The organism is uncultured Mobiluncus sp., from assembly GCF_947087965.1.
GTDB lineage: Bacteria > Actinomycetota > Actinomycetes > Actinomycetales > Actinomycetaceae > Mobiluncus.
Genome location: NZ_CAMUES010000009.1, coordinates 22,261 through 47,110, shown reverse-complemented (window position 1 = coordinate 47,110; position 24,850 = coordinate 22,261). Strand labels below are relative to the sequence as shown.

21 protein-coding genes are annotated in these 24,850 nt (G+C 57.4%); 3 read left to right on the top strand and 18 right to left on the bottom strand.

Annotated elements, in window-relative coordinates; all coding sequences use genetic code 11:
* Nucleotides 1-19: 19 nt before the first annotated feature.
* The 5 genes from tyrS to Q0V70_RS09120 form a co-directional block, all read right to left on the bottom strand.
* Entirely contained in the window at nucleotides 20-1,282 is a 1,263-nt protein-coding gene (gene tyrS / locus Q0V70_RS09140) for a tyrosine--tRNA ligase (protein WP_282921795.1), read from the bottom strand.
* Nucleotides 1,283-1,457: 175 nt separating this feature from the next.
* Complete coding sequence (locus Q0V70_RS09135) at nucleotides 1,458-2,936, bottom strand: sodium:alanine symporter family protein (RefSeq protein ID WP_297591022.1); 1,479 nt, start codon at nucleotides 2,934-2,936, stop codon at nucleotides 1,458-1,460.
* 80 nt (nucleotides 2,937-3,016) lie between these two features.
* Nucleotides 3,017-3,505, bottom strand: coding sequence for a carboxymuconolactone decarboxylase family protein (locus Q0V70_RS09130; protein ID WP_297591020.1), 489 nt, complete (start codon nucleotides 3,503-3,505; stop codon nucleotides 3,017-3,019).
* A gap of 41 nt (nucleotides 3,506-3,546) precedes the next feature.
* The gene (locus Q0V70_RS09125) at nucleotides 3,547-5,583 is read right to left on the bottom strand and encodes an OPT family oligopeptide transporter (RefSeq protein WP_366126985.1); all 2,037 of its coding nucleotides are present in this window, start codon (nucleotides 5,581-5,583) and stop codon (nucleotides 3,547-3,549) included.
* 253 nt (nucleotides 5,584-5,836) lie between these two features.
* Nucleotides 5,837-6,253, bottom strand: coding sequence for a (deoxy)nucleoside triphosphate pyrophosphohydrolase (locus Q0V70_RS09120; protein ID WP_297591018.1), 417 nt, complete (start codon nucleotides 6,251-6,253; stop codon nucleotides 5,837-5,839).
* Nucleotides 6,254-6,333: 80 nt separating this feature from the next.
* On the opposite strand from Q0V70_RS09120, the gene msrA reads away from it, so the two are divergent.
* The gene (gene msrA / locus Q0V70_RS09115; RefSeq protein WP_297591016.1) at nucleotides 6,334-6,954 is read left to right on the top strand and encodes a peptide-methionine (S)-S-oxide reductase MsrA; all 621 of its coding nucleotides are present in this window, start codon (nucleotides 6,334-6,336) and stop codon (nucleotides 6,952-6,954) included.
* A 102-nt stretch (nucleotides 6,955-7,056) separates the two neighbouring features.
* Here the strand turns inward: msrA and Q0V70_RS09110 are convergent, their stop codons facing one another.
* From Q0V70_RS09110 to pheS, 11 genes are all read right to left on the bottom strand, one after another.
* Entirely contained in the window at nucleotides 7,057-7,209 is a 153-nt protein-coding gene (locus tag Q0V70_RS09110) for a hypothetical protein (RefSeq protein ID WP_297591013.1), read from the bottom strand.
* 219 nt (nucleotides 7,210-7,428) lie between these two features.
* Nucleotides 7,429-8,832 carry an argininosuccinate lyase gene (gene argH, locus Q0V70_RS09105; protein WP_297591011.1) on the bottom strand — a complete coding sequence of 468 codons (1,404 nt, stop codon included), beginning with the start codon at nucleotides 8,830-8,832 and terminating at the stop codon, nucleotides 7,429-7,431.
* Nucleotides 8,833-8,939: 107 nt separating this feature from the next.
* Nucleotides 8,940-10,172 carry an argininosuccinate synthase gene (locus Q0V70_RS09100; RefSeq protein WP_297591009.1) on the bottom strand — a complete coding sequence of 411 codons (1,233 nt, stop codon included), beginning with the start codon at nucleotides 10,170-10,172 and terminating at the stop codon, nucleotides 8,940-8,942.
* Nucleotides 10,173-10,256: 84 nt separating this feature from the next.
* Nucleotides 10,257-10,748 (bottom strand): arginine repressor, encoded by a 492-nt coding sequence (locus Q0V70_RS09095; protein ID WP_295027357.1) that lies wholly within the window; start codon nucleotides 10,746-10,748, stop codon nucleotides 10,257-10,259.
* On the bottom strand, nucleotides 10,741-11,991 hold the full coding sequence (locus Q0V70_RS09090) for an acetylornithine transaminase (protein ID WP_297591006.1): 1,251 nt from the start codon (nucleotides 11,989-11,991) through the stop codon (nucleotides 10,741-10,743). Before Q0V70_RS09090 ends, Q0V70_RS09095 begins: the two co-directional genes overlap by 8 nt.
* 44 nt (nucleotides 11,992-12,035) lie before the next feature.
* Complete coding sequence (gene argB / locus Q0V70_RS09085) at nucleotides 12,036-12,959, bottom strand: acetylglutamate kinase (protein ID WP_297591003.1); 924 nt, start codon at nucleotides 12,957-12,959, stop codon at nucleotides 12,036-12,038.
* Between the two features lie 66 nt (nucleotides 12,960-13,025).
* Complete coding sequence (argJ, locus tag Q0V70_RS09080; protein WP_297591001.1) at nucleotides 13,026-14,189, bottom strand: bifunctional glutamate N-acetyltransferase/amino-acid acetyltransferase ArgJ; 1,164 nt, start codon at nucleotides 14,187-14,189, stop codon at nucleotides 13,026-13,028.
* 80 nt (nucleotides 14,190-14,269) lie between these two features.
* Nucleotides 14,270-15,352, bottom strand: a complete 1,083-nt coding sequence (gene argC, locus Q0V70_RS09075; RefSeq protein WP_297590999.1) for an N-acetyl-gamma-glutamyl-phosphate reductase — start codon at nucleotides 15,350-15,352, stop codon at nucleotides 14,270-14,272.
* Nucleotides 15,353-15,443: 91 nt separating this feature from the next.
* Nucleotides 15,444-16,145, bottom strand: a complete 702-nt coding sequence (locus Q0V70_RS09070) for a DUF1287 domain-containing protein (protein WP_297590996.1) — start codon at nucleotides 16,143-16,145, stop codon at nucleotides 15,444-15,446.
* Between the two features lie 60 nt (nucleotides 16,146-16,205).
* On the bottom strand, nucleotides 16,206-18,824 hold the full coding sequence (gene pheT / locus Q0V70_RS09065) for a phenylalanine--tRNA ligase subunit beta (RefSeq protein ID WP_297590995.1): 2,619 nt from the start codon (nucleotides 18,822-18,824) through the stop codon (nucleotides 16,206-16,208).
* 2 nt (nucleotides 18,825-18,826) lie between these two features.
* Entirely contained in the window at nucleotides 18,827-19,906 is a 1,080-nt protein-coding gene (pheS, locus tag Q0V70_RS09060) for a phenylalanine--tRNA ligase subunit alpha (protein ID WP_297590993.1), read from the bottom strand.
* A 241-nt stretch (nucleotides 19,907-20,147) separates the two neighbouring features.
* On the opposite strand from pheS, the gene Q0V70_RS09055 reads away from it, so the two are divergent.
* Both Q0V70_RS09055 and Q0V70_RS09050 read left to right on the top strand, forming a co-directional pair.
* Nucleotides 20,148-21,206 (top strand): methyl-accepting chemotaxis protein, encoded by a 1,059-nt coding sequence (locus tag Q0V70_RS09055; RefSeq protein ID WP_297590991.1) that lies wholly within the window; start codon nucleotides 20,148-20,150, stop codon nucleotides 21,204-21,206.
* Between the two features lie 50 nt (nucleotides 21,207-21,256).
* Nucleotides 21,257-22,129 carry a YwiC-like family protein gene (locus tag Q0V70_RS09050; RefSeq protein ID WP_297590988.1) on the top strand — a complete coding sequence of 291 codons (873 nt, stop codon included), beginning with the start codon at nucleotides 21,257-21,259 and terminating at the stop codon, nucleotides 22,127-22,129.
* A gap of 109 nt (nucleotides 22,130-22,238) precedes the next feature.
* Here Q0V70_RS09050 and Q0V70_RS09045 read toward each other — a convergent pair whose 3' ends face one another.
* Complete coding sequence (locus Q0V70_RS09045; RefSeq protein WP_297590986.1) at nucleotides 22,239-23,144, bottom strand: diacylglycerol kinase family protein; 906 nt, start codon at nucleotides 23,142-23,144, stop codon at nucleotides 22,239-22,241.
* Between the two features lie 32 nt (nucleotides 23,145-23,176).
* Nucleotides 23,177-24,730 (bottom strand): C69 family dipeptidase, encoded by a 1,554-nt coding sequence (locus Q0V70_RS09040; protein ID WP_297590983.1) that lies wholly within the window; start codon nucleotides 24,728-24,730, stop codon nucleotides 23,177-23,179.
* Nucleotides 24,731-24,850 lie beyond the last annotated feature (120 nt).

The following is a 24,850-nucleotide window of genomic DNA, read 5'->3' as shown; positions in this document are numbered from 1 at the left end:
GAAAAAACCGTCATTGCCTTCATTCCGTAACGGCTACGCCGAGTTGCCGTTTGCCCTTCCGGAACAAGACAACCCCGCCCGGCAGCACATCTGCGGCGGTAACGACCCGACTTTCGTCCTCAACCTTTTCGTTATTCAGGTACGCACCCCCGGAGGCGACAGTACGTTTTGCCGCCCCAATGCCCTTTTCCAGCCCCGAGTCCACCAACAGATGCAAAATATTGGTTTCTCCCAGCACAGCCTGGGTCCGCGGCAGGTCCGCAGTGGCCGCTACCAGGGTTTTCCCGTCGACCTCACGCAGGTCGCCGCGTCCGAACAGCGCCGTCGAAGCGGCCTTCACCCGCTCGGTTTGATCCGCCCCGTGCACCAGGGTGGTCACGGCTTCAGCCAAAGCTCGTTGGGCAGCGCGCTTCCCCGGGTTTTGCTGTGTTTCGGTTTCCAATGCTTCGATTTCCTCGCGGCTCAGGAAAGTAAAGACTTTCAGCAAGTTGACTACGTCGGCGTCCTCAGTATTCAACCAGAACTGGTAGAACGCGTAGGGACTGAACATTTCCGGATCGAGCCAAATCGCCCCGCCCTCGGATTTGCCAAACTTGGTGCCGTCTGATTTCGTAATCAGAGGCGTCGTCATCACGTGGACATCTTTGCCTTCAACCTTACGAATCAGGTCCATGCCCCCGACCAGATTGCCCCACTGGTCGTTGCCCCCGGTTTCCAAGGTGACGCCGTATTTGCGGTACAGCTGCAGGTAATCATTGGCTTGCAGGATTTGGTAAGAAAATTCTGTAAAAGAAATGCCTTCTTCGCTCTTGAGTCGCCGCGCCACGGCGTCCTTGGACAGCATGGTACCCATCCGGAAGTTCTTGCCCAGGTCGCGCAGCAAATCAATCGCGGACAGGGGCGCGGTCCACTCCAGGTTGTTGACCATTCGCGCCGGATTATCGCCCTCGAAATCGAGGAAACGCTCGATTTGGTGCTGCAGACGGTCCGCCCAGCCCGCCACCGTTTCCTTGTCCTGCAGCTGGCGTTCCGAAGTCATACGCGGGTCACCAATCAAACCGGTCGCTCCCCCGACCAGCGCGATGGGATGGTGTCCTGCCAGCTGCAAATGGCGCATCATAATGAGCTGCACCAGGTGTCCATGATGCAGGGATGCCGCGGTCGGGTCGAAGCCGCAATAGAACGTGAGCGGACCTTCGTTCAAAGCCCGGCGCAACGCGTCCAAATCGGTGTGTTGCTTAATCAGGCCCCGCCAAGTCAGTTCGTCAATCAGATCGCTCACGTTTACTTCCTTCAATAGTTCGTTGTCATCGCGTTTTCACGCCCCTCTATGCTACCGGGTTTGCCGCGTGCATACGAAAAGGCCGAATGCTTGCGTGGCGGTAGCGACTCCGTGCGAGAGGGGATACAGTTGGCCCCAGGAACATCGCGGTTCCTGGGGCCAACTTGATTTCAGATTAATCTCCGTGTTCCCACGAAGTCGGGTCACTGGAAATATTGTGTCCCTGCGCGATGGCTTCTTTTGTCCAAATATCGGTGGGAAGCTCACCGGGAAGGAACTTATTGTCAGTGGAACAGAACTGGATTTCGTCCTCGCTCTTCGTTTCCAGTTGGTGCTGGTAATCCTTGAGGGCACCCAGAGCCCACTTGAACAGCAGGGTGCAAGCCACCAAGTTCATGATGGCCATCAACGCCGCGGTCCAGTCGCCCAAGTTCCACACCATTTCCAAGGAGAGCACTGAGCCCAGGAACACCGCGATGATGGAAATCGCCTTGACAATCCACGCGTTGTTTTCGATGCCCAGCAGGTATTTGATGTTGCCTTCGGAATAGCTAAAGTTACCCAGCAAAGTCGAGTAAACGAACATAAAGATGACGATGAGGATAATCGGCTTAGTCCAGGGACCCAAAGCAGCCAGGGAATCAACCGTGAGGGCCGCGCCGTCAGAAGGCTGTTCAGCCGCGTTCGGATCGTAGACCCCTCCGAGCAGCACGATGAAAGCGGTAGCGCTGCAGACCAAAATGGTGTCCACGAATACACCTAGGGACTGAATCATTCCCTGCTTGACCGGGTGGGACACGGTGGCGGTCGCAGCCGCGTTCGGGGCGGAACCCATACCGGCTTCATTTGAGAACAAGCCGCGCTTCGTGCCGTTCATCAGAGCCGCAAAGAGCCCGCCTAGAGTTCCACCTGCTACCGAGCTCGCACCGAAAGCGCCCTGGAAAATCATGGCGAAAATTGTACCGAGTTGTCCGATATTCTCGATGATGACAATCAGTGCCAAAGTCATGTAAATGACTGCCATCAGCGGAGCCAGATATTCAGCGATACGCGCTACCGAACGAATCCCGGCAATGAAGAACGGGGCGGTGATGGCTACCAGCAACAGCCCGGTGGCGTAGGTAGGCATCCCGAAGTTTGCCTTTGCTAAGCCAGCCAGGGTATTGGCCTGAATCAGCTGGAAGGTGAAAGCGTAGGTGAAAATGAGCAAAACCGCAAAGACGGAGCCCCAGGCACGCGAGCCGAGACCGCGTTCGATATAGAAAGCCGGGCCTCCGCGGAAGGTTCCGTCGGGATTGCGGACCTTGAACATCTGGGCCAAGGTCGCCTCGATGAAAGCGCTCGCCATACCGACCAGAGCCACGATCCACATCCAAAAGATGGAGCCGGCACCGCCCAGGGTAATCGCGATAGCTACCCCGGCGATATTGCCGGTGCCGACACGGTCAGCCAAGCCCACCGCGAAAGCCTGGAAAGAGCTGATGCCTCCATGGGAGCCTTTCCGGGAACCCATCACGGTCTTCCACATTTTAGAAAACATGGTGAACTGGACGGCACCGGTGCGAATTGTCGCGTAGATTCCGAAACCGAGCAGTACCACAATCAGCACATAGCCAATGCTCATGCCATAGACGGTACCGAGGGCATTGGCCACAAGTTGATTAAATTTTTCGAAAGGTGAAAGTTCCTCGGGCTTCACCGGGACTATTGCTGGAAACGACAACGTTTTTTCTCCTAACTGGATACTGGTGGATACTTGCGAATCGGGTGATGCGAAGCAATTGAAATCCGGTTGTTGGCATTAATCATGATGGCGCACCATTCGAGAGCAGCCACCTGAGCTTCGGTAAAGAATGTCTGCGCACGCTCCCCCACGCTGGAGTTGCGCACTCCTTCGGGGAGCCTGGTTATATGCTCGGTCAACTCCAGTGCGGCCTTTTCCTGAGGTGTAAACAATTCCGTGTCTTCCCTCCAACTGGGCAACACATCAATCTGCAATTGGGACACACCGGCTTGTAGCGCCCGCGGCACATGTACAGAAAGGCAAGTCCCACACCTGTTCATTTGACTGGCACGTAGGCAAACGAGTTCAATCAGGCTAGCCGGTAGACCGACCTGCTCGTAAACGGGCTTAAGCCTGCGAGTCACTTCCTCCATGGCAGCAGCGACTTCGGGAAAGGCTTTATCCAAGTACGGTACTCTCCTAGCGGCTGTTTCTGTCATTGCGTCTGTTCCTTTCCGTAAACCCACCCAGACCGGGTCTTTTAGGCTTCACTTCGGGAAGAATCGTTGATTTCTGAGGCTGGTGTCGACTCGGACTCGCCGGATTTCTTCATCACCCAGCGGTAGCTGACGGCCAACAAACCCACAAAAACAATCACTCCCACGACTTTGGCAACGGGGGCAAAAGAATCCGGGACGATTCCTAGGGCATCAGCGTTACTGGTAGCTCCGATGATGCCGGCGTTGAGAATCCCAAACAGTGAATCACCCACAATCATGCCGGTAGCCAGCAGCACCCCGAGACGCTTGGACTGTTCTGCCTTGTCTTGACGCAGCGCCCAACGGTTGTAAATCCAGCCCACCAGGGCGCCCAGCGAGATGACCAGGGTGGTCGTAATGTTCAGGTACATGCCCATGCCCACAGCGAGCGGAGCCAGGTTGAAACGGCTGACGCGACCCATGATTTCATCAACTATGACGATGACGACACCAATCAAAGCCCCCAGACCAAATAACTGCCAGTTCATGTCCCCGCCAAAAATTCCCTTGGCGATGGTGGACAGCAGGGTCGCTTGCGGAGCTTGCAGAGCGGTAGTCTCATCTACGCCCTCCATCCCGGAGAAGCCAAAGCTGGTCATCAGCAGCTGTAGAACCGGAGGAATCACCAGAGAGCCAAATATAACCCCGATAATGAGAGCCACCTGCTGTTTCCACGGGGTAGCTCCGACCAGCTGGCCGGTTTTCAGGTCTTGCAGGTTGTCATTCGAGATAGTAGCGATACCAAAGACGATAGCGGTCGTAAACAGCGCGTAGGCGGTCAGTTCAGTAGGGTGAGTCTGGCTGGTATTGCCGGTCACCAACAAAATCAACAGCGAAGCCGCAATAATCACGATGATGCCCACGCCAGAGATAGGAGAGTTCGAGGCCCCAATCAGACCCGCCATATAGCCACAGATACTGGCAATCAGCAAGCCCAGAACCAGCACAAACAGAATGCTGAGGATAATAAGCGCCACGAGATGATGCGAAATGGGCGAATCTCGCAGGAAGTTCCACAGCAGCAAACCAATCGGAATCATGGACAGCAAAGTAATGGCAGCCACGTATTTGAAAGGAATGTCCTGTTCCGTCAAGGGAACTTGATTTCCGGTTTCACGCAGTTTCGAGGATTTTAAGGACTCCGTGATACCGCGCAAGATGGGGCCAATAATTTTTAGCAGAGTCCATACTGCAGCCACCGCCATAGCTCCAGCACCAATCATCCGCACGTCGTGGGCGAAAACCGTGCTGACCACATCACCGAGATCCTCACCGGCGACCTGTCCTTGGGTCAGAATCGGCAGCAGAATGCCATAGGAAAGCAGCAAACCGACCAGCATCGCGATGCCTACCGCGGGACCAACCAGGTGTCCTACCCCCATCAAAGCCAGAGACAACGAACCACCAATCATGGTGCCTCCGGCGCCAATCCTAAAGCTCACGCTCAAGGACCCCGCAGCGGCTTTTAACGCCGTGAGCAGTGCCATTGCGGCGGACGCCAAGCCGCCCCAGATAATCACCAGCAAGCCGCGGTGATTTTCCTCAGCAGAACCGTTTTCGTCCCCCACTTTCAACACTTCCGCGGCCGCTACCCCTTCCGGATAAGGCAGGTCGGAGCCGGTCACCAGGGCACGACGCAGCGGAATCGAATACATCACACCGAGAATGCCGCCGACCATGCACACGGCTGTGGTCTCCCAGTAGGGGAAGCCCGACCAATAACCCACCATAACCAGACCGGGAACCACAAAAATAATGGCCGAAAGCGTCCCGGCCGCCGAAGCGATGGTCTGGACGATATTGTTTTCCACGACCGTGTGATCATGGAAGTAACGCAGGATAGCCATGGAAATCACGGCAGCCGGGATGGAAGTGGCAAAGGTTAGGCCAACTTTCAACCCGAGGTAAGCGTTAGCGGCGGTGAAAATCAGGGTGATTAATCCGCCGACAACAACGGCTCGGAAAGTTAACTCGCGATAGGGATGAGCGGACTTGGCTCCGGCATTTTTTGTCGCAGCGGCCGCAGACTGGTTGGACAAGGATTTCTCGCCTTCTCTATATAAATAGTTTCAATTTTTGTCGCCCCCGGTAGGGCAAACAGCTTTTTACACGGGGTCTAAACTATCACTATCCTGACCTAACGCACCAATATCCCAGCTTGACCGGGCGAGAGAAAACCCATGTTTTCGCGCCATACCGCCGCAGCTCCCTTGTGAACCCGAACCTCGAAACCGGGTGAGCCCACGCCGCGCCCGAAGATACCCGAGCGGCACGAGCGCAATGTCACGCCGTTTAGCTCTGTGTGATGCCGTAATGCCGCGCAATCGCGGTCAGAATCGGATAATCGGCGGGCAGCCAAGGCAAGCTCTCGGAATGTTTAAGGTCGACCCAACGCAGGGCCAGATGCGCCGCTCCTACCTGTGCCGCGCTGTGTGGCGCGAGGGCGCACAGATACACGAACATCTGAAATCCCCCGTGAGCGGGCCAGGTTTCCTGCAAACGCTCACCCACGATAATTTCCGCTGATAGTTCCTCACGCAACTCCCGGCGCAGAGCCTGTTCGGGAGTTTCTCCGGGTTCAGTTTTACCGCCGGGAAACTCATAGAAACCCCGCCATTGCTCGGGATAAGAGCGCTGCGCCCCCAGCACCTGCGTTGGTCGGCTGAGGTCGTCCACAATCGCTGCTGCGACCACTATCGGCTGAAACATACTTTCGAGTCTAATGACTCTGTAGCCGGGAGAGAAACCTCTCCCAGGACAATCCCAGTGCACGGTGTCACACTAGGATTATGGATTTTGGCTTTCATAACGATACCGGGATTGCCCCGACCGATATTCACCCTGTGCTCAAAACCTCTCTTACCGGGCCGTGGCCCCTCCCCCACGAGGTTCTTTACGTAGCGATGGGATGTTTTTGGGGAGTGGAACGTATTTACTGGAGCCAGCCCGGGGTTATCAACACGGCGGTAGGTTATCTGGGAGGTCGCTGGCCGCACCCCACTTATGAAGACGTCTGTACAGGTCAAACCGGGCATGCTGAAACGACCCGCATAGTCTACGACCCAACCCGCACGAGTGCGGGAAACCTGCTGAAAGTGTTTTGGGAAAACCACGACCCCACTCAGGGCGAGCGGCAAGGCAACGACCGGGGCAGTCAGTACCGTTCGATGATTGTTTACACTACTGCGCAACAACGCCAGCTGGCTGAGCAATCCCGGCAAACCTTCGGGAAAACCCTTGCCCAAGCCGGTCGAGGGCCGATTACGACTGAAATTCTCAGCCTGGCCGCAGCCGGCAAGTTTTGGCTTGCGGAGCCATATCATCAGGCGTACCTGTTTCACCACCCCCACGGATATTGCAATCACGGATTCAAAGGCTTCGTTTGCGAGACTCCGCGGCTGGCGAACTAGCTGGCACTCGCGTTTCAGTCCCGGCACGCCGGATTTTAGGCAACAAAAAAGCGGACATCTTCGTCCGCTTGCGTCGTTGCTGTTTTTTGGTTTCCGTCCCCCTTAACGGTCAGCCAAAAATTCATGCGCCATATTCACTCGATAGGCTTTCGCCATCACAGTGTCTGCGCACATCCGGGGCGCCTCGCCGGAAATAACCTTCACGCTGGTGAAAGTTTTTGGGGCGGTCTTTAGCCAGTTCAATATGCTACTCATAACCGTTGCACCTCCTTCGCTATTGCTCTGTACACGTCTCGGTGAGCCTGGAGTCCACCTCTCGAATCCGGCCATCACAGATGTCCGCTCGATGTCTTTATTATACCTCGATTTACATTCTATGTACATTAAAGTTTAGTTTGTCTACACAACATGAACGGTAGGTGGGGTGCCGCTGACCTCTCCCGGGCGGCACTGCCCCACCCCTGTCGGGCCGCTTTAGCACTGGAACGCTTGTAATTGCTGGCGTGCCGCCGCAATCTGTTCAGCCACACGCTCCGGAGCGGTGCCTCCCACCCCGCGGCGGGCTCTAACCGAACCGGCAGCGGTCAGGATGTCGCGAACCTCAGGGGTCAGCAGCGGGTCAACCCCCACAAAATCAGCATCGCTGAGGTCCTCCAACCCAACGCCTCGTCCTTCTGCCAATGCAACACAGGCTCCCGACACTTCGTGCGCATGACGGAAAGGCATACCACGTTTCACCAGCCATTCAGCCACATCGGTGGCCAAGGAGAAACCTGCGGTAGACAGCGTTTCCAGGCGCTCATAGTGCAGGGTCATGGTATCCACCATCCCGGTCACCGCCGGTAGCAGGACTTCCAGGGTGTCGATAGCGTCAAACACCGGCTCTTTGTCCTCCTGCAGGTCCCGGTCGTAAGCCAGCGGCAAACCTTTCATCGTGGCAAGTAATCCCGTCAAGTCGCCTAGTAGACGTCCCGCTTTGCCGCGAGCCAGTTCAGCCACATCCGGGTTCTTCTTTTGCGGCATGATGCTGGACCCGGTCGAATAGGAATCATCCAAAGTGACGTAGCCGAACTCGGCGGTGTTCCAGATAATGATTTCTTCCGCCAATCGTGACATATCCACCGCCACCTGGGTGAGGACATAGAGAAACTCCACCACCCCGTCTCGTGAAGCCGTGGCGTCAATAGAGTTCGGACACACCTGGGAAAAACCCAACTCACGGGCGACCAGTTCCGGGTCGAGCCCCAACGTATTGCCGGCCAAGGCTCCGCCCCCATACGGGGAGGCGTCATTGCGCTTTTCCCAGTCACGCAAACGCTCCAAGTTACGCAGCTGGGGCCAAAAGTGAGCCATCAGCTGGTGCGCCACCAAAACGGGCTGGGCATGCTGCATATGCGTGCGACCGGGCATGATATGGGTTCCAGCACGGTCGGCCTGGGACAAAATTGCCTGGCAAAGTGCCGTTATCAGCCCTTGCAGGTGGGCGGCGGCGTCGCGCAGGTACATCCGTACCAGGGTGGCAATCTGGTCGTTGCGGGAGCGTCCCGCCCGCAGTTTTCCGCCCAGTTCCGGCCCGGCGTAGTTCTCTTGCAGCAATCCGCGTTCCAGGGCGGTATGAACGTCCTCGTCATCGGGAGAAAAAGTGAAAGTTCCGTCAGTCACGTCCGCCCGCAGTCGGCGCAGGGCGGCGCTCAAGTCGGCGTATTCGACCTCAGTCAGCAGCCCCGCCGCCCGCAGCGCCTGCGCATGAGCCAAAGAGCCCTGTAAGTCGTAGTCTGCTAGACGCCAATCAAACTGGGTGGACACCGACAGTGCCGCCAACGCTTGGGCAGGTCCGCCCTGGAATCTTCCGCCCCACAGGGCCAACTTTTCACTCATGTGTACTCTTTTCTCTCAATGCCACAGTACCACCGGCAGCCAAACCGATTGGCTCGGCTGCCGGGGAACTGAAACGAGGCTGCAGCCCGGAAAACCGGGACAGGGACTTAGAGGTGCGAGGCCTGCAGCGTGATGCCCTTGCCATACCTCACGTCACGCGCCGCGGCCAGCTTGGACTGCAATCCGTAAAGTTCAATGAAACCGCGCGCCGCGTCCTGGTTAAATGAATCCCCAGAATCGTAGGTCGCCAGTTTGAAATCGTAGAGGGAAGCCTCAGAACGACGCCCATTGACCACCGCCCGCCCGGCGTGCATGACCATCCGAATTTCGCCGGACACGTATTCTTGAGTGTGCGCCACAAACGCGTCCAAGGATTTCTTGAGAGGCGAATTCCATTGAGCCTCGTAAACCAAATCAGACCACGCCGGCTCCACCATCTGACGCTTGTAGCGCAGCTGCATCCGCTCCAGGGTCACGGCTTCCAAGGCTTGATGGGCAGTAATCAGGGCAATCGCGCCGGGAGCTTCATAGATTTCGTGCGATTTAATCCCAATCAGACGATCCTCCACCACATCAATACGCCCAATACCCTGGGCACCGGCACGCCGGTTCATCTCTTGGATGACCTGTAGCGGAGTCATTTTTACCCCATCAATCGCCACGGGAATGCCCTTTTCAAAAGTAATGATTACTTCATCAGGGATTCCCGCGAATGCCGGATCATCGGTGTAGTTGTACACATCTTTGGTGGGGGCGTTCCACAGGTCCTCTAAGAAGCCGGTTTCGATAGCCCTGCCCCACAAGTTTTGGTCAATCGAGAAGGGGTTGTGTTTCGTTGCTTCGATGGGCAGGTGATGTTTCTCCGCGTAGGCAATCGACACGTCGCGCTGCAGGGACAAATCACGAATCGGCGACACGCATTTCAAGTCCGGCGCCAGCGAGGTAAATGACACCTCGAAACGAACCTGATCATTGCCCTTTCCGGTGCAACCGTGAGCCATGGTAGTGGCACCGAACTGTTTGGCTGCCATCACCAGGTGTTTGGCGATGAGCGGCCGGGACAGTGCCGAGATCAGGGGGTATTGGCCTTGGTACAGGCCGTTGGTTTGCAGAGAGGGCATACAGTACTCGGTGGCGAACTCGTCTTTGGCGTCAGCGATGTAGGCTTCCACCGCCCCGCAATCAAGAGCGCGCTGGCGAATCACATCCATATCCTCGCCGCCTTGGCCCACATCAACCGACACCGCAATCGTGTCCACACCGAGCTTGTCTTTCATCCAGCCAATAGCCACCGAAGTGTCCAAACCGCCGGAATAAGCCAGCACTACCCGTTCAGTCATTGTTCTCTCTCTTTCTCATTTTCGATAAATAGGTCTAAAAATTGTGTTCTTGAGGTTTTAAATCTGGGGAAATAATATGTAGGTCTAGCGCTTGGCCAGGCCTCGCAGCTTATCGCGCAGTTCTTTGGCGGATTCCACGCTATCGCAGATGACCAAAATGGTATTGTCGCCCGCTAAGCAGCCCAACACGTGTTCCAGATTTTCCTTGTCAATGACCGATGCCAGAGTGCCGGCTGTGGCTGGCGGAGTGCGCAGCACCACCTGATTCATGGCCTGAGTCGCCTGAATCAAAAGCGGGGCGCACCAACGTTCCAACGTTCCCGGCAGCTGCAACGGCATATCTGCGGCAGTGCGCACGCCGCCCAAAACGTAGCGTAAATCTCCCTTTTCATCACGCACTTTAGTAGCCGCAAGTTCCTCCAGGTCGCGCGATAGCGTCGCTTGTGTGACCGAGAACCCGGCGTTTTCCAGCAGAATTTGCAAAGCCCCTTGAGAGCGCACCACGTTATCCGCCAACAGCCGGGAAATAGCACTGTGGCGAGCAATTTTCGATTGGACTACCAGGTTTTCAGACACGAGGAACTCCGAGTCGAATTTCTTCGTCTGCCTGGCGCTGCACCCGGTCCAAGATTTCCGGCAGCGCTTGGGTAAACATGCGGGTCTGAGAGGGGTTGATTATAAGCGGCGGCGCCAGACGAATGGTGAACGTATCCGGGGCGTTCACGATGAATCCGGCTCTGAACAGTTCATCTGCCAGCAGTTTGGCCAGAGGATTGCGCAACCCGATTCCCAGCAGCAAGCCCCGCCCTCGAACTTCGCTGATGAGGGGGTGCTCCAGTGCGAGGATTTCACGTTTCCAGATTTCCCCTACGTTTTGCACATTAGACAGCAGGCCTTCCTCTTCAACCGTGTTAATCATCGCCAACACGGAGGCTCCAGCCAGCGGATTTCCCGCAAAAGTTGAACCGTGCATCCCCGGCTTTAACACGCCTGCCGCCTCGGCGTTAAGAGCCACGCAAGCCCCGACCGGGAACCCGGCGCCCAGCCCTTTTGCCAACGTCACTACGTCCGGAACTATTCCCGCCGTGTGGTGAGCCATCCAGGCTCCTGTCCGCCCCATGCCGGTTTGCACTTCATCCAAAACCAGCAGGGCGCCGGCACGGGCCGTTACTTCGCGCGCGACCTTGAGGAAATCGTCAGAAATCGGACGCACCCCGGCTTCGCCTTGAATCGGCTCGATGAACAGAGCCGCGATGGACTCTCCCCGCTCCCCGTCAAAAGCGCGTTCCAGAGCAGCGATGTTGTAAGGCAGGAAATCAACTTCGGCGGGCATCGGCAGGAAAGGATCGCGGAAAATCGATTTGTAGGTCAATGACAGGGCTCCCATGGTACGGCCGTGGAAAGAGTTTTCCAACGCGAGGAACCTGCTTCGCGCAGCTCCTCCGCGCGCTCGCGCCAACTTAAACGCCGCCTCCAGCGCTTCGGTACCAGAGTTGGTAAAGAACACGCGGGAACCCTGCGGAGCCCCTCCGGGCTCGACTATGGACAAAATCCGCTCTGCGGCCTCAATCTGAGGTTGGGTCGCAAAATAGTTGCTGACGTGGCCTAACGTTTCGACCTGTTCGTGCAAAGCAGTGACGATATTCGGGTGTCCGTGTCCCAGCGCGTTGACCGCAATGCCGCCCAACAAGTCGAGGTACTGATGGCCGTCCTCGTCCCACACGAAGCAGCCCGCCCCGCGGGTCAACACGGTTTTCGGAGTCCCGAAAGTATTCATAATCGAGTTTTCGTAGCGCGAAATCCACTCTTTGACGTCCATTTTTACTTCTTTCACTAGGCTGGTTCGGAGGTATGAGGCAAGGCTCACCGGAACTGTATCGTGGGCAGAGGCTCACCATTATGAAGGCCCGACGGACGGAGATTATCGGGGATAACCTCGGTACCGGTTCCTTGATCGGTCACGATTTCGAGGAGCATGGAGTGAGCCAGGCGGCCGTCAATGATAGTCGCTCGAGACACGCCGCCCTGCACAGCATCGAGACAGGCCTGCATTTTTGGCACCATTCCCGATTTCAAAGTTGGCAGCATGCGCGCCAATTCGCTGGCGGTCAAGTATCTGATGAGGGATGCCGGGTTATCAATATCCCGGTAAAGTCCCTCGACATCGGTGAGGATAATGAGCTTGCGCGCCTTTAATCCGATAGCCAGGGCCGCCGCGACCGCGTCGGCGTTGACGTTCAGCACGACGTTAGGGTCGTCAACGGAAGGGGCGATGGAGGAAATGACCGGAATGTTGCCCCGTTCCAGCAGATCCACGACAGCACGGGGATGAACATTGACGATATCCCCGACCAGTCCCAGGTCGCAGCCTGGTTCGCAGTGGCGTTTCCGCGCCCCAAATAGGCCGGCGTCCTCACCGGTGAGCCCAATTGCCAGAGATTCCTCAACATTGAGCAAGCCCACGAGCTCACGCTGAACCTTGCCGGTGAGGACCATGCGCACGACCTCCATGACTTCCGGGGTCGTCACCCGGTAGCCGTTGATGAACGGCGCCTCCAAACCCAGACGGTCCAGCATCTCCGTAATCTGCGGACCTCCGCCGTGTACCACGACCGTCCGCAAACCGACCTGGTGCAGGAACTGAATGTCAGCAGCGAAAGCACGACGCAAGTCTTCGTTGACCATCGCGTTGCCGCCGTATTTGATGACGACGGTAGCGCCGCGGTAACTGCGTAGCCACGGCATGGCCTCCAGCAGCACTTCGGTCTTTTGTATCGGCGTAATCATCGCGTTCCTTCCATTATTCAGTCCTGGACCGTGTCGTTAGGCTGGGAATTGTCCCCCCAGGGTTGGTTACGTGGTGTAATCCCCGTTGATATGCACGTATTCCTGGGTCAAGTCACTGGTCCACAAGTGGGCCTCTTCCTGACCGGCGTGCAGCTCGACCAAGATTTGGCACTCTCGCGGGCTCATGTCAACCGAGTAGGGGTCCTCACCGATTCCCCCGTTTTTACAGACTTTCACGCCGTTGATGGCAACATCCACATGAGCCGGGTCGAAAGGCAAGACGTCTTCCGGCACTGTGCCCAGCTGGGACAGAATACGCCCCCAGTTTGGGTCGTTGCCGTACACGGCGGTTTTCACCAGGTTGGACCGCGAAATCGTCCGGGCGGCCTCGAGTGCGCCCGCTTCACTGGCCGCCCCGGTCACCCGAATCTCGATATCATGGTGGGCTCCCTCGGCGTCTCCCAGTAACTGCAGGGCCAGGCTTTTGCAGACCTGCATAAGGCCGGTGGCGAACTCGTCCGGGTCAGGCTTGATTCCGGAAGCGCCGGATGCCAGTAGCAGCACGGTGTCGTTGGTGGACATACAGCCGTCCGAGTCGAGACGGTTAAACGTTTTTTCAACCGTGTCGGACAGCATCGTCTGCAGGGTGGCACCGTCCCAAACCGCGTCGGTGGTGATTATTACAATCATGGTCGCCAGGGCGGGAGCCAACATTCCGGCGCCTTTCGCCATGCCGCCGATTTTCCAACCGGAAGGATTTTCGTGGGTGGCCGTTTTCGACTTCGTGTCAGTAGTGAGGATAGCTTCGGCCGCTTCGTCGCCCCCATCCGCACGCAGTTTGGCAGCGACTGTATCAATTCCAGCAGTTATTTTTGGCATATCTAGAGCTCGTCCGATGATTCCGGTGGAGCACACCAAACATTCATTTTCAGCCACGCCCAGGACCTGACCCAGATGCGCTGCCGTCGCGGCGGCATCCCGATCCCCCTGTTCACCAGTACAAGCGTTGGCGATTGCCGAGTTAATGACTACCGCTTGAGCCTGGCCACCCGCAACGATTTTCCGGTCCCAACCCACCGGAGCGGCAAACACACGATTGGAAGTAAACACTCCCGACACGGTGTAGTCAGGACCTAGATTCCTGACAATAGCCATGTCCGGGTGCAGTTTGCCGCGCAGGCCCACGTGAGCTCCGCTAGCCTCGAATCCTCTCGGGAAAGTCACACTCATTGCGTTTCCTCCTGGTACGACTGTTTCCTAAACAGTTTTCATAAATATAAGCTATCCTGTATAAATTTACAAAATAGTGTTTACGGCGCGGTTGATACCACCGGAACCCCGGTCAACTCCGGGAATCCCAAAGCCAGATTCATGCCCTGAATGGCGCCCGCTGCGGTGCCTTTGCCCAAGTTATCGATAGCGCATTGCGCCACAACTTTACCAGCGCGTTCATCCACCGCCATTTGGATGGCAGCTTTGGCGCAGCCGCTCACCATCGACACGGTGGGCCAACTGCCCTCGGGAAGGAATTCCAATAGGGGTTCTTTGTCACAAACTTCGTGATAGGCGCGCCGCAGTTCGCTCGGGTCACCAGTCCCAACCAGGGGCGCGGTAACGGTAGCGAGAATGCCGCGATTCATGGGAACCAGTACGGGGGTGAAACTGAGCTTGACTTCGGTGGCGCCGGAGACTCGGAAATTCTGTGCGATTTCGGGGATATGCCGGTGTACGCCAGCCATAGAATAGCCTTGGGCGTTGCCGAATGCCGCCACAGCCAGCAAGTGAGATTTCATGGCTTTGCCAGCCCCAGAATAGCCCACCGCAAGGTTCGCCACGATGTCAGACGTATCCACCAGTCCTGCCCACACCGCCGGCTGCAACGCCAGAGTCACCGCGGTCACATTGCACCCCGGTACCGCAATCTCCGAGGCCTGACGCAACGCGTCACGCTGTGCCTGTGCCGCACGTTCATTAGCATGCAGCAGCTCCGGCAGCGAATACGTCCAAGGTTCTTCGGGTTCCGAATGGTAGTAGTCCCGCCACGCGGCCGGGTCGGTCAAACGGTGATCCGCCCCGCAGTCAATGAGCAGGGACTTCACCCCGGCATCGCGCAGGGCGCGTGTCACCTGACCCGAAGCCCCATGCGGAAGCCCTAAGAAAACGACATCGTGTCCCGCCAGATTCTCAACATCTGTAGACTCCAGCACTCGTTGCGCCAATGAGAACAGATGGGGGTGATGCTTTCCCAACGGCTCGCCGGCTGAGGACGCCGCCGTTAGAGCTCCGATTTCCACCTGGGGGTGATTCAACAGTAATCGCAGCAGCTCACCGCCGGCGAAACCGGAAGCGCCCGCGACTGCGACTTTGACCTTTTTGCCTGAAATCTCTGCCATAACACCACTATACATGTTTATTCATAGAGTTGCATATTTATGCTAAAGGGTCTGGGTATCGGCGTGAAAGGACCAAAAACGCCCTGGCAAACTAGTGCCCGGCGAGTTGCGCACCCAAGGATTCTAGCCGATAGTGCCGCCAGGGTTTCCCGCGTTGCCGAAAAGCATCCGCTTCATAGTGGGACCAAATCCCGTTACCTTCGTGGTGCAAAACATAGGGTAAACCCTGGGCGTTGCGTCTATCTGAGATAACCGCCACGTGCTCTTTCCACACCACGACGTCTCCGGGCTGCCAAGACGCCACGTCCGTTGTGTCGGTGGTCAGGCTCTGGGCGTGACGGTCGAAATAGACGATGAGATTGCGCACGCGGCGGTAATCAATGTCTGGATTGGGAATCTCGTCCTTCGGAGCCGTGGCGGCGTACGCCTGCGGGTCAGCCCGCCGATCCGCGTCAACCAGTTCGCGCAAGTCCATTCCCGCCGCTTTGGCGGCGTACCACACCACATCGGTGCACACCCCGGTGCCGTCATTGGGCACCCCGCCGGGATACACTTTGGAACCATCATAATTCGGCGCGGTATCTAGGTAGGCTACGGCACCCGCCAGCATCCGTTCCCCTACCGGCCCCGGATGATTCAGGTTCTGGCCGGCCCAAGCGCTGTCCAGGCGCCACGAACCTTTCGCGTTCCCGTTCCACAGTAGGAACGCGGCACCGCCCGCCAGTACCAGGACCAGAACCAGAATCACTCCGATGAGGAAACGCTTTCGACCTCGTGAATTCTGGTTAGCCACGCTTACTCCTTAAGTTGCGTCACCCACTGCACCCGGCTGGGGCAGATTGTTCCGAGGCTCCTAGCGCAGGGTCGCCTGGCAGGTTTTCTCGACCTTCTTGATGATGCGGTTTCGGGTTTCCTTGATTTCCTGAGGGCTCAGCGTATGGTCAGCGGCACGCAGCCGCAACGCAAAGGCCAGGGATTTCCGATCCTCCCCCAGCTGTTCCGCATTCTCAAACACATCGAACAAGCGCAGTTCCTCAACTAGCCCTTCACCGGCCTTCGCGATGGCGTTATAGACCTTCAGCGCGGGAACGTCTTGCTTCACGACGAAAGCCAAGTCTTCCTTGGCGACCGGGAATGTCGAGACGGGACGCAGCTGGAACGCGTCCTTGGGGCGGGACTTTTCAATCGCGTCCAGATCCAGTTCAAATGCGCAAGTCCGAGGCGGCAGGCCGAAGTTTTGGCACACCTTGGGGTGCAGTTCGCCGGCGTAGCCCAGCACCTTTCCCCCGGTGAGCGCCCCTACGCGAATTTGCGCGACCCGTCCGGGGTGGAAAGGCGCGGCGACCGTGGCTTGTCCCCCGGCGCCCAGGGCTTCGGGACGCACCGCCAAACCTTGCGAAACCGCAACGCGAATCGCCAGCTCGATAGCGTCCGCCCAGTCCCAGGCCCGCGCCGCGTCGTGAGGGCTGGCTTCTATAGCGTTTCCCGCCAGCACCGCCGCCACGTGCCAGGGTTGCTTCGGCACTCCCGCTCGCAGCGCCTGCATAACTTCGTCGCTGGGCTTTTCCTCCACTCCGGGAATCGGCGCCGGAACGACTCCCTGCGCACTAACGACCTGGTCCAACTCAAAAATCGCCACCCGCGGATTGCCGCGAGACACATTGCGCGAAGCCGTGTTCAGCAAGGTATCCAGCAGAGAACTGCGCAGTGCGGGGGCATCATCAGCCAGCGGGTTGGCCAGCTTGACGGTGTCGCGGCGCGGATCATCGGCCGGCAGCCCCATCAAATCGTGTTCATTGCCCAAGAAGGGGTAAGTCATGACTTCGGTCAAACCCGCTTCGGCCAACGTATCACTGACCTCACGACGGGTTCGCAGCGGCGCCGGGTTACCAATCTTGGCGGGTCCGACCGGCACCACGGAAGGAATCTTGTCGTAGCCGTCCAGTCGGGCAATTTCTTCAATTAGATGGGCGGGACCACCGACCAAATCGGGACGCCACGAGGGGGGCATGACCGCGAACGTGTCATCGCTGGACTTAGTAACGTCACAGCCAATGGCACGCAAGAGTTCCTCCACCCTCTCGGGCGCGTAGTCCACCCCGACGAGTTGAGTTGCGGCCGCAAAAGGCAAGGTCACGGTTGGTTGGGGCGTGACGTTGTTGACGTCGGTGACCCCCGCGTCAATGGTGCCACCGCCGTATTCCACCAGTAGCTCGGCCGCATACTGAGCCGCCACCGGCGGAAGTTCGGGGTCGGAACCGCGCTCGAAACGCTTTGAAGCCTCGGAGGGCAGCTTGTGACGGCGCGCCGAACGAGCCACGGACACCGCGTCGAAATGCGCCGCTTCCAACAGAACGTTCGTGGAGGTTTCGGTCATCTCCGTTTCCGCGCCACCCATCACTCCAGCGATGCCAAGCACACGCGCGCCGTGACCGCCCTGGCAGTCAGTAATCAACAGATCCTCCGCGTCCAAGGTGCGTTCTACGTCGTCCAAGGTAGTGTGCTGTTCGCCTTGACGGGCTCGGCGCACCACAATGGGGCCGGTCACTTTGTCCAGGTCATAAGCGTGCATGGGCTGACCCAGGTCCAACATGACGTAGTTCGTCACATCAACTGGCAAAGATATGGAACGCATTCCCGCCGATTCCAGCCGTGCCACCATCCACTGCGGCGTGGGGGCGCTCGGATTCAGTCCGCGCACTATCCGCGCCACGAACCGATTGCACCCCACATGGCCGCGAATCGGAGCCGCGTCCTCGATTTCGACCGGGAAGCCGGAATCATTGGCCGCGGGCAAGCCGTTTTTCAGGTTTTCAGCCAAGCCCCAGTCGATAAACTTTGCGCCCGTGGAGTGACTGCATTCACGACCTACCCCGCGCATCGAGAAACAGTAGCCACGGTCGGGGGTGATGTTGATTTCCAAAAGTTCCTGGTTCAGTCCCAAGATGGGCAGCATATCGGTGCCGGGGGTGGGAACTTGCACACCGCGCTCGCCCAGGTACTCCTCCAAAACGATGATGCCATCAAATTCCTCGCCTAAACCCAACTCACGAGCCGAACAAATCATGCCGTCCGAAATATGTCCGTAAGTTTTCCGGGTGGCGATGGCAAAATCGCCGGGCAGCACGGCTCCCGGCAGAGAAACCACCACATGATCGCCCTCTTTGAAGTTGTGTGCCCCGCAAATGATACTGCGGCTGGGAATGTCGGAGGGCTCCTTGCCGGTGCCGGGCGCATCGTTAAATTCCTCACCCACGTCTACCCGGCAGTAGTTGACGGTTTTACCGTTGGAAGCCGTTTCGGGAACCATCGAGGCCACCCGGCCGCACACCAGCGGACCCGTCACCCCGGACGTGTGGATCGTTTCCTCTTCCAGACCGACCTTTACCAGGTCTTTTGCGAGTTGGGACGCGCTGGTGTCCGCGGGAACTTCCGTCCACCGACGCAACCATTCAATCGAAACAAAAGCCATTTTTAGCGCCCCTTTCCATTCACGCCGAACTGATCTGAGAACCTCACGTCGCCTTCCACGATGTCGTGCATATCCTCTATGCCGTGACGCAGCATCAGCGTGCGCTCAATGCCCATCCCGAAAGCAAATCCCTGATAAACCTCTGTGTCAATCCCGCAGGCACGCAGCACATTCGGATTCACCATGCCGCAACCGCCCCACTCAATCCAGCCGGGGCCTCCTTTCTTTTGCGGGAACCACAGGTCTACCTCCGCGGAAGGTTCGGTGAAGGGAAAGAACGATGGTCTGAAGCGGGTTTTCGCCTCCGGGCCGAACATGGCGCGGGCAAAGTGATCCAGAGTCCCCTTCAAGTCCGCCATCGTTAGACCCTGATCCACCGCCAAGCCCTCCACCTGGTTAAACACCGGAGAGTGGGTGGGGTCAAGTTCGTCAGCGCGAAAGACTTTGCCGGGAATAGCCACGTAAATCGGCAACTCGCGGGTCGTCAACAGACGCGCCTGAACCGGGGAGGTGTGTGTGCGCAACACCAGGTTGGCGGGGTTTTCCGCGCTGCCCCCCACGGAAGTGGAATCGACATAGAGAGTGTCTTGCATCTGACGTGCCGGGTGATCGGCATCGAAGTTCAACGCATCAAAGTTGAACCACTCGTGTTCCACTTGGGGACCAGCCGCAATGTCCCACCCCAGAGACACGAAAAAGTCCGCGACTTCCTCTTCCAACACCATCAGCGGGTGGCGCGATCCCAGCGGGTGACGCGAGGACAACACGCTCACGTCCACGGTCTCCGCCTCCAAAGCTGCCTCTTGCGCGGCTTCCTGCAGTTCGATCTGTTTGGCGTCCAGAGCCGCCCGGACCCGCCCTTGGGCAGCCCCCAAGTTCTGACCCGCGGTGGCTTTATCCTGAGGATCGAGTTTCCCGATAAGTTTCTTTGCCAGGGTCAAGGGCGCTTTGTCGCCGTTGTAGCGGGAACGCACCGCTTTCAACGACTCCACATCGGCGGCCGCCGCGATGTCCTGTAAAGCCGCGGTGACTTCCCGTTCCAAACCCTCTGTATCCAGCGGACTCAACACGTTTTCGCTCATTTTTCCTCGATTTCCTTGACTCCGAGCCAGCTCAAAACCCTTTCAACTTTAGTCGAAATCCCGGCCCGCCCGGTAATCAAGATTTTTCAATGCCACCGCTGATTCCGCGGCACTCTTGGGGGTGAACGAATAAATTGTGTACCGGAAAGGTAAAAAACCGGCGAAATGTATACAGAAAAGGCGCCTGATGAGATAAATTATTTACTGTATTTCCAGAATTTTTTTAGTCAAGGATACCAAAGTGAAAAAAGCCAAAACCGCAGTGGAAACGCAACGCTTACAGGCAGAGATTGAGCGCCTCCGCACTGAGCTCGCTGAGCTTCAGGCTGAGAAAGAATCTCAAGATACCGCTCTCAGTGAACTGAGCCAAAAACAGGCCTTCACCCAGAGTACTCATGACCCTCTGGCTCGATGCTTCGGATCGGCGGAAAATGTCCGCGATTCCCTGGGCAAGATTGTGTCCGAATTGGACGCAGATTCCGCCGATACTGCGGAAGCCCGTCGAATCGTGGCGGAATCAACCCGCGATTTGCACGACATGGCCAACGGTGCCGGGGACATTTTCAAAAAGCTGCAGGATATGGGCGGGAACATGGAGGCCTTGTCCAAGGCTTCCGAGTCGATTCATAATTTTGTGCAGCAAATCGAAGGTATCGCTTCGCAAACAAATTTGCTGGCTCTGAACGCCACCATTGAAGCGGCACGCGCAGGTGAAGCGGGCCGTGGTTTCGCCGTGGTGGCAGGAGAAGTGCGCACTTTGGCAGAACGGACCGCCAGTGCCACCCAGGAAATTGGCGCCTTGGTTACTTCCATCACCGAGGGCACCGCCAGCGCCCTGGAAAACATCACGGAGGCTATTGACGAATCCAAAGAATTCGAAGAAAAATCCAGCCAGACCGCGACCGCGGTGGGAGAAAAAGTTTCCTCGATGGCAGACTCGATTGCGCACGTGACTACGGATTCATTTGTTTCGGTGGTGAAACTCGACCACTTCATCTTTAAGTTGGGGATTTACCGTCAAGTTACCGGAATTGCTGAGCCGAACCCGGAGGGGATTTCCTCCTCGCACACTTGCCGCTTGGGCAAGTGGTATTACGAGGGGCGCGGTCACCTCGACTACTCAGGACAGCCCTGTTTCCAACAGCTCGAGGGTGTTCACGAAGGTACCCACGTTTCTGGTAAGGCTGCGGTCGAGGCCTTTATAGCAGGCGACAGCGAACTGATGAAAAAGCATCTGGAGACTATGGAAGACAACTCCGCTCAGGTCGGCGCCCTGCTCGATCAGTTGATGGACAGCTAGATAGCCAGTTTTTTCGTAATCCCTCCCAGAATAAGCCTAGGCTCGAGGTCATGACCCTACCCCTTGCTCGTGAAAACCGAAAAGTTAGGTCTGTTTTGCGCACCTGGCTACCCAATCAGCATGGGGCTTGGTTCATCGTCACCGTTCCGGCGCTATTCGGGGCAACGCTTGGCGGATGGGCCTGGCAGCATGCGCTGCTGCTCTCCACGTGGATGATTGGTTTCTTCTTTGTATTTTCGGCGCTACGCCTGATTAAGAATCCTCGGAAGAAATCCTTACGATACCCCGTTTTGATTTACGGAATCCTGGTTGGGGTGCTGGGAATAGGAGTCCTGGCGATGCTGCCGCTACTCTGCTGTTGGATTCCGGCTTTCGCTATCCTCATCGGGATTTGGGCTGGTGAGGTGCGCTGCGGGCGAGAACGCGGTTTGGGAGCGCGTCTGACGATTATCCTGGCAGCAGGACTGATGACCTTAGTTGCCTATCACTGCGGCTTGATGGCTGCGGCTTTGCGGATGGGTCAGGACGCGATGTACGGGGTTCACGAGGCATCTGCTCTGGGCGGACACGCTCTATCCACTGTTTTACGGGGTTGGCCGGCGGCAATATCAGTAGCTGTGCAGCTCACAGCCTATTATGCAGCTTCAGTTCCCTACGTAAAGACGATTTTTCGGCAGCGTGGTAACCAGCGTTTCCTGGTCATTTCGATAATTTCGCACGCCCTAGGTTTTGCCGCTGCGCTGCTTTTCGCCGCTCTGTCTTGGGTATCTCCTCTGGTAGCAGTCGCATGGCTGGTGACATTAGCTCGTTCGATTTGGTTCCCCTGGCAGGCACGCCGGCGCGGCAAGCCCTGGCGACCGCGAGTCATCGGGCTGACCGAAGTGGCGATTTCAGTATTGGTTTTTGTGGCAGCGGCGCTGTAAAAATTGCCGGAGTCTGACGTGATGGTAAATCCTCGCGTTTTGGGTGGTAAATCCTCGCGCAACGCCGAGTTTTCCGTGCTATTCTAACGAATTCGCGATTTTATCCGCTCTATGAGACCGGGTTCCCGGCGACAACCGTGATGGCCTGCGGAACGACCTGGAAAACCCAGTGCCGCGCCGCTGCTTCGGGGTCACCGTCCATCTCCCACACCGCCGGCTTATGCAACAAGACTTCGAAGCGTTTGCCGCTGAAATACTCCAGCGTGCTGTTGTGCCGTCCCAGCCTCAAAACCACGTTCTTGACTACGCGCCACCAGCCGCCGACTCCCTGCGGGGCCCCAATCAGCAAATCTAGGGAACCGTCAAAGGGAGTGGCATCGGGAAATAGCTGGATTCCGCCGGTCAGCTCCGAGGTGTTGCCGACCATGAAAATAATCACGTTACGTTTCAAAATCTGCTTGCCGTCAATGCGGAACCGGCAGCGATGCACAGAGTTGTTGACCTGCCTGAAAAAGGACATGACGTAGGCCACGGGACCGACCACCTTTTTCAGCCCCTCATCCACGTGATGCATGACTTCGGCGTCTATCCCAATCCCTGCCATACCCGTGAAATACCAAGGTTTACGGGAAGTTTCGTTATGCACCTTCACGATGTCCATCGAGACTTTTTCCCCCGTGAACGCCAGTTCCATGGCGGCTTTCATATCCAAAGGCACGTTGAGGTTTCGCGCCAAAAGGTTCGTGGTCCCCGCTGGCAATACCGCCACCGGAATCTCGCTGTGACGCATCTCGGTGCTGACCACGCGCACGGTGCCGTCCCCGCCCGCGGCGATGACCAGGTCGGGATGCATCTCTCGAGCCTGCGCGGCCATCGCAAAGCCGGGGTCGTCAACGCTGGTGGTGAGGTATTCCACGGTGAAATCGTGCTGTTGGGCCGCCGCGTTCAAACCGGCTGTAAACTCGTCTTCGTCCCCGACTTTCACGGGGTTATAAATGACTATCGATTTTTTCAACTTCGGCTCCTCATCTGAAACTTCTCGCCAGTTCAGGCATCATCACGCGAGAACGAATTGTGCATATTGAGGCTGGCGTCAAACAGGACTTTATCCAGCAGGTCGTCCGTTTCCCGTTTCAGCAGGTCTGCAATTTCGGCATTAGCGGCCTCCAGCAGTTCGTAAACGCGGGAATCTTCCATGTTGTTCGCCGCGTCTTCACCCAGCTCAGCCACCGCCCGGTCGGTACGCGCCACAATCTGTAAAGCCGCCGCCACGACCTTCTGCTGGTAACGCTCCACGTGCGGAATCGTCTGATGATAGTGAGCGTCCACCAGGGCGGCAATAATCCGATTGGCCCAATAGTGATGTTCGGTGGTGACCCGCTGGGTCGTCGCCTCCAGATACTCCGGGGTGTGCCGCACGTTGGCATAGAACGGCACCAGGGCGTTGAACGGCATGGCCCCGTAGGCTATCCAGTTCAGCCCGGTGGTGGCGGCGGGTTTTTCGGGACGAATCTGGAGGGCAGCCACGAAATTGGTACGGTTGATCCCAATCGGGCGATACATACCGCGTTGGTCAGCGCCGCCTATCAGAGCTTGCTCCGCCCTCGCGTAAGGATTAAACGGAGTGCCTTGATAGTGGTAGGACTGGGTGTATTTCACGTCCTCCATAGTGATGAGGCGTTCTGGAATCAGGCACCAATCCAAGTCGTCTGAATCCGGGCGGGAATCCCCGTGGAAACCAAACCGAGACACGTCCGTGGGGTTGAGGAACCGCTGCAACGCCCACACTCGCGGCGTGTTGTAGGTGTGATCCGAATCCGAACGTGACCCGAAAGCCAGGCGAGGATTGAAACGCTGAGCCGGCTGGCCGTCAGTTTGCGCGGTATCCAGGTGGTTGTCCGCCACAAATTCCCGCAAATCGGGCGAGCACAGGTAATCGCGCCCCTCCCCGAGGGCATCGTCAAAATCGAAGTCGTCTAGGCTGAACTGGTTAGCGATGACGGCATAGCATTCCTCCGGCAGGCGACGCGCCAACCAGTGATGTCCCCCCACCGTCTCGAGCCACCACACGTCGTCGTTATCGGCAAAACCGATGCCGTTCATCTCGTAAGTGCCGTACTGTTGCAGCAACTCCCCCAAACGCAGCACGCCTTCACGAGCCGTCTTAATGTAGGGCAGCACCAACACCACCATGTCTTCTTCACCGATACCGCCGGGCTGTTCCGGAACGAAACCATCCTGGCCCTCCTCGCCTTGGGCTTCACGCAACTCAACCAGCGGGTCGGCGCCCAGCACACGCTCGTTCGAGGTCAAGGTCTCGGTGGCGGTCATCGAGACGCGAGCCGAGTTGATCCCCGCGCCCGCCCACAGGCCTTTGTGGGTATCAGCATCGGGGAAACGGGTGTAGCGCAAACCGTTTTCCGGCAGGGGAATCTCCACGTGGGACAGGACCGAACGGTAGGTTTTTGGCAAATCCTCGGGTGCTATGACCTCAAATCGTTTCGCTTCAAAAGAGCCGTGCCCCGAGTCGTCGGTCCGAGCCATAATCGTCGACCCGTCCGCCGAAGCCTTTTTCCCAACCAAAATCGTCGTGCAACCCATGTGTTTTCGCCTTTCTCATACTTGCTGGTGACTGTACCCAGTCTGCCAATATCTTAAAACGTTTCGCCATCTGATGCTGAGGGAAAGTCTATCTGAGGAACTATCGCCCCCGGCAAAGTC

What these genes read in the sequence shown, in the direction of transcription:
- Q0V70_RS09130 (WP_297591020.1), bottom strand. Translation starts at nt 3,505, where the DNA reads ATGACAGAAACAGCCGCTAGGAGAGTACCGTACTTGGATAAAGCCTTT.
- Q0V70_RS09120 (WP_297591018.1), bottom strand. Translation starts at nt 6,253, where the DNA reads ATGTTTCAGCCGATAGTGGTCGCAGCAGCGATTGTGGACGACCTCAGC.
- msrA (WP_297591016.1), top strand. Translation starts at nt 6,334, where the DNA reads ATGGATTTTGGCTTTCATAACGATACCGGGATTGCCCCGACCGATATT.
- Q0V70_RS09110 (WP_297591013.1), bottom strand. Translation starts at nt 7,209, where the DNA reads ATGAGTAGCATATTGAACTGGCTAAAGACCGCCCCAAAAACTTTCACC.
- argH (WP_297591011.1), bottom strand. Translation starts at nt 8,832, where the DNA reads ATGAGTGAAAAGTTGGCCCTGTGGGGCGGAAGATTCCAGGGCGGACCT.
- Q0V70_RS09100 (WP_297591009.1), bottom strand. Translation starts at nt 10,172, where the DNA reads ATGACTGAACGGGTAGTGCTGGCTTATTCCGGCGGTTTGGACACTTCG.
- Q0V70_RS09090 (WP_297591006.1), bottom strand. Translation starts at nt 11,991, where the DNA reads ATGGACGTCAAAGAGTGGATTTCGCGCTACGAAAACTCGATTATGAAT.
- argB (WP_297591003.1), bottom strand. Translation starts at nt 12,959, where the DNA reads ATGATTACGCCGATACAAAAGACCGAAGTGCTGCTGGAGGCCATGCCG.
- argJ (WP_297591001.1), bottom strand. Translation starts at nt 14,189, where the DNA reads ATGAGTGTGACTTTCCCGAGAGGATTCGAGGCTAGCGGAGCTCACGTG.
- argC (WP_297590999.1), bottom strand. Translation starts at nt 15,352, where the DNA reads ATGGCAGAGATTTCAGGCAAAAAGGTCAAAGTCGCAGTCGCGGGCGCT.
- pheT (WP_297590995.1), bottom strand. Translation starts at nt 18,824, where the DNA reads ATGGCTTTTGTTTCGATTGAATGGTTGCGTCGGTGGACGGAAGTTCCC.
- pheS (WP_297590993.1), bottom strand. Translation starts at nt 19,906, where the DNA reads ATGAGCGAAAACGTGTTGAGTCCGCTGGATACAGAGGGTTTGGAACGG.
- Q0V70_RS09050 (WP_297590988.1), top strand. Translation starts at nt 21,257, where the DNA reads ATGACCCTACCCCTTGCTCGTGAAAACCGAAAAGTTAGGTCTGTTTTG.
- Q0V70_RS09040 (WP_297590983.1), bottom strand. Translation starts at nt 24,730, where the DNA reads ATGGGTTGCACGACGATTTTGGTTGGGAAAAAGGCTTCGGCGGACGGG.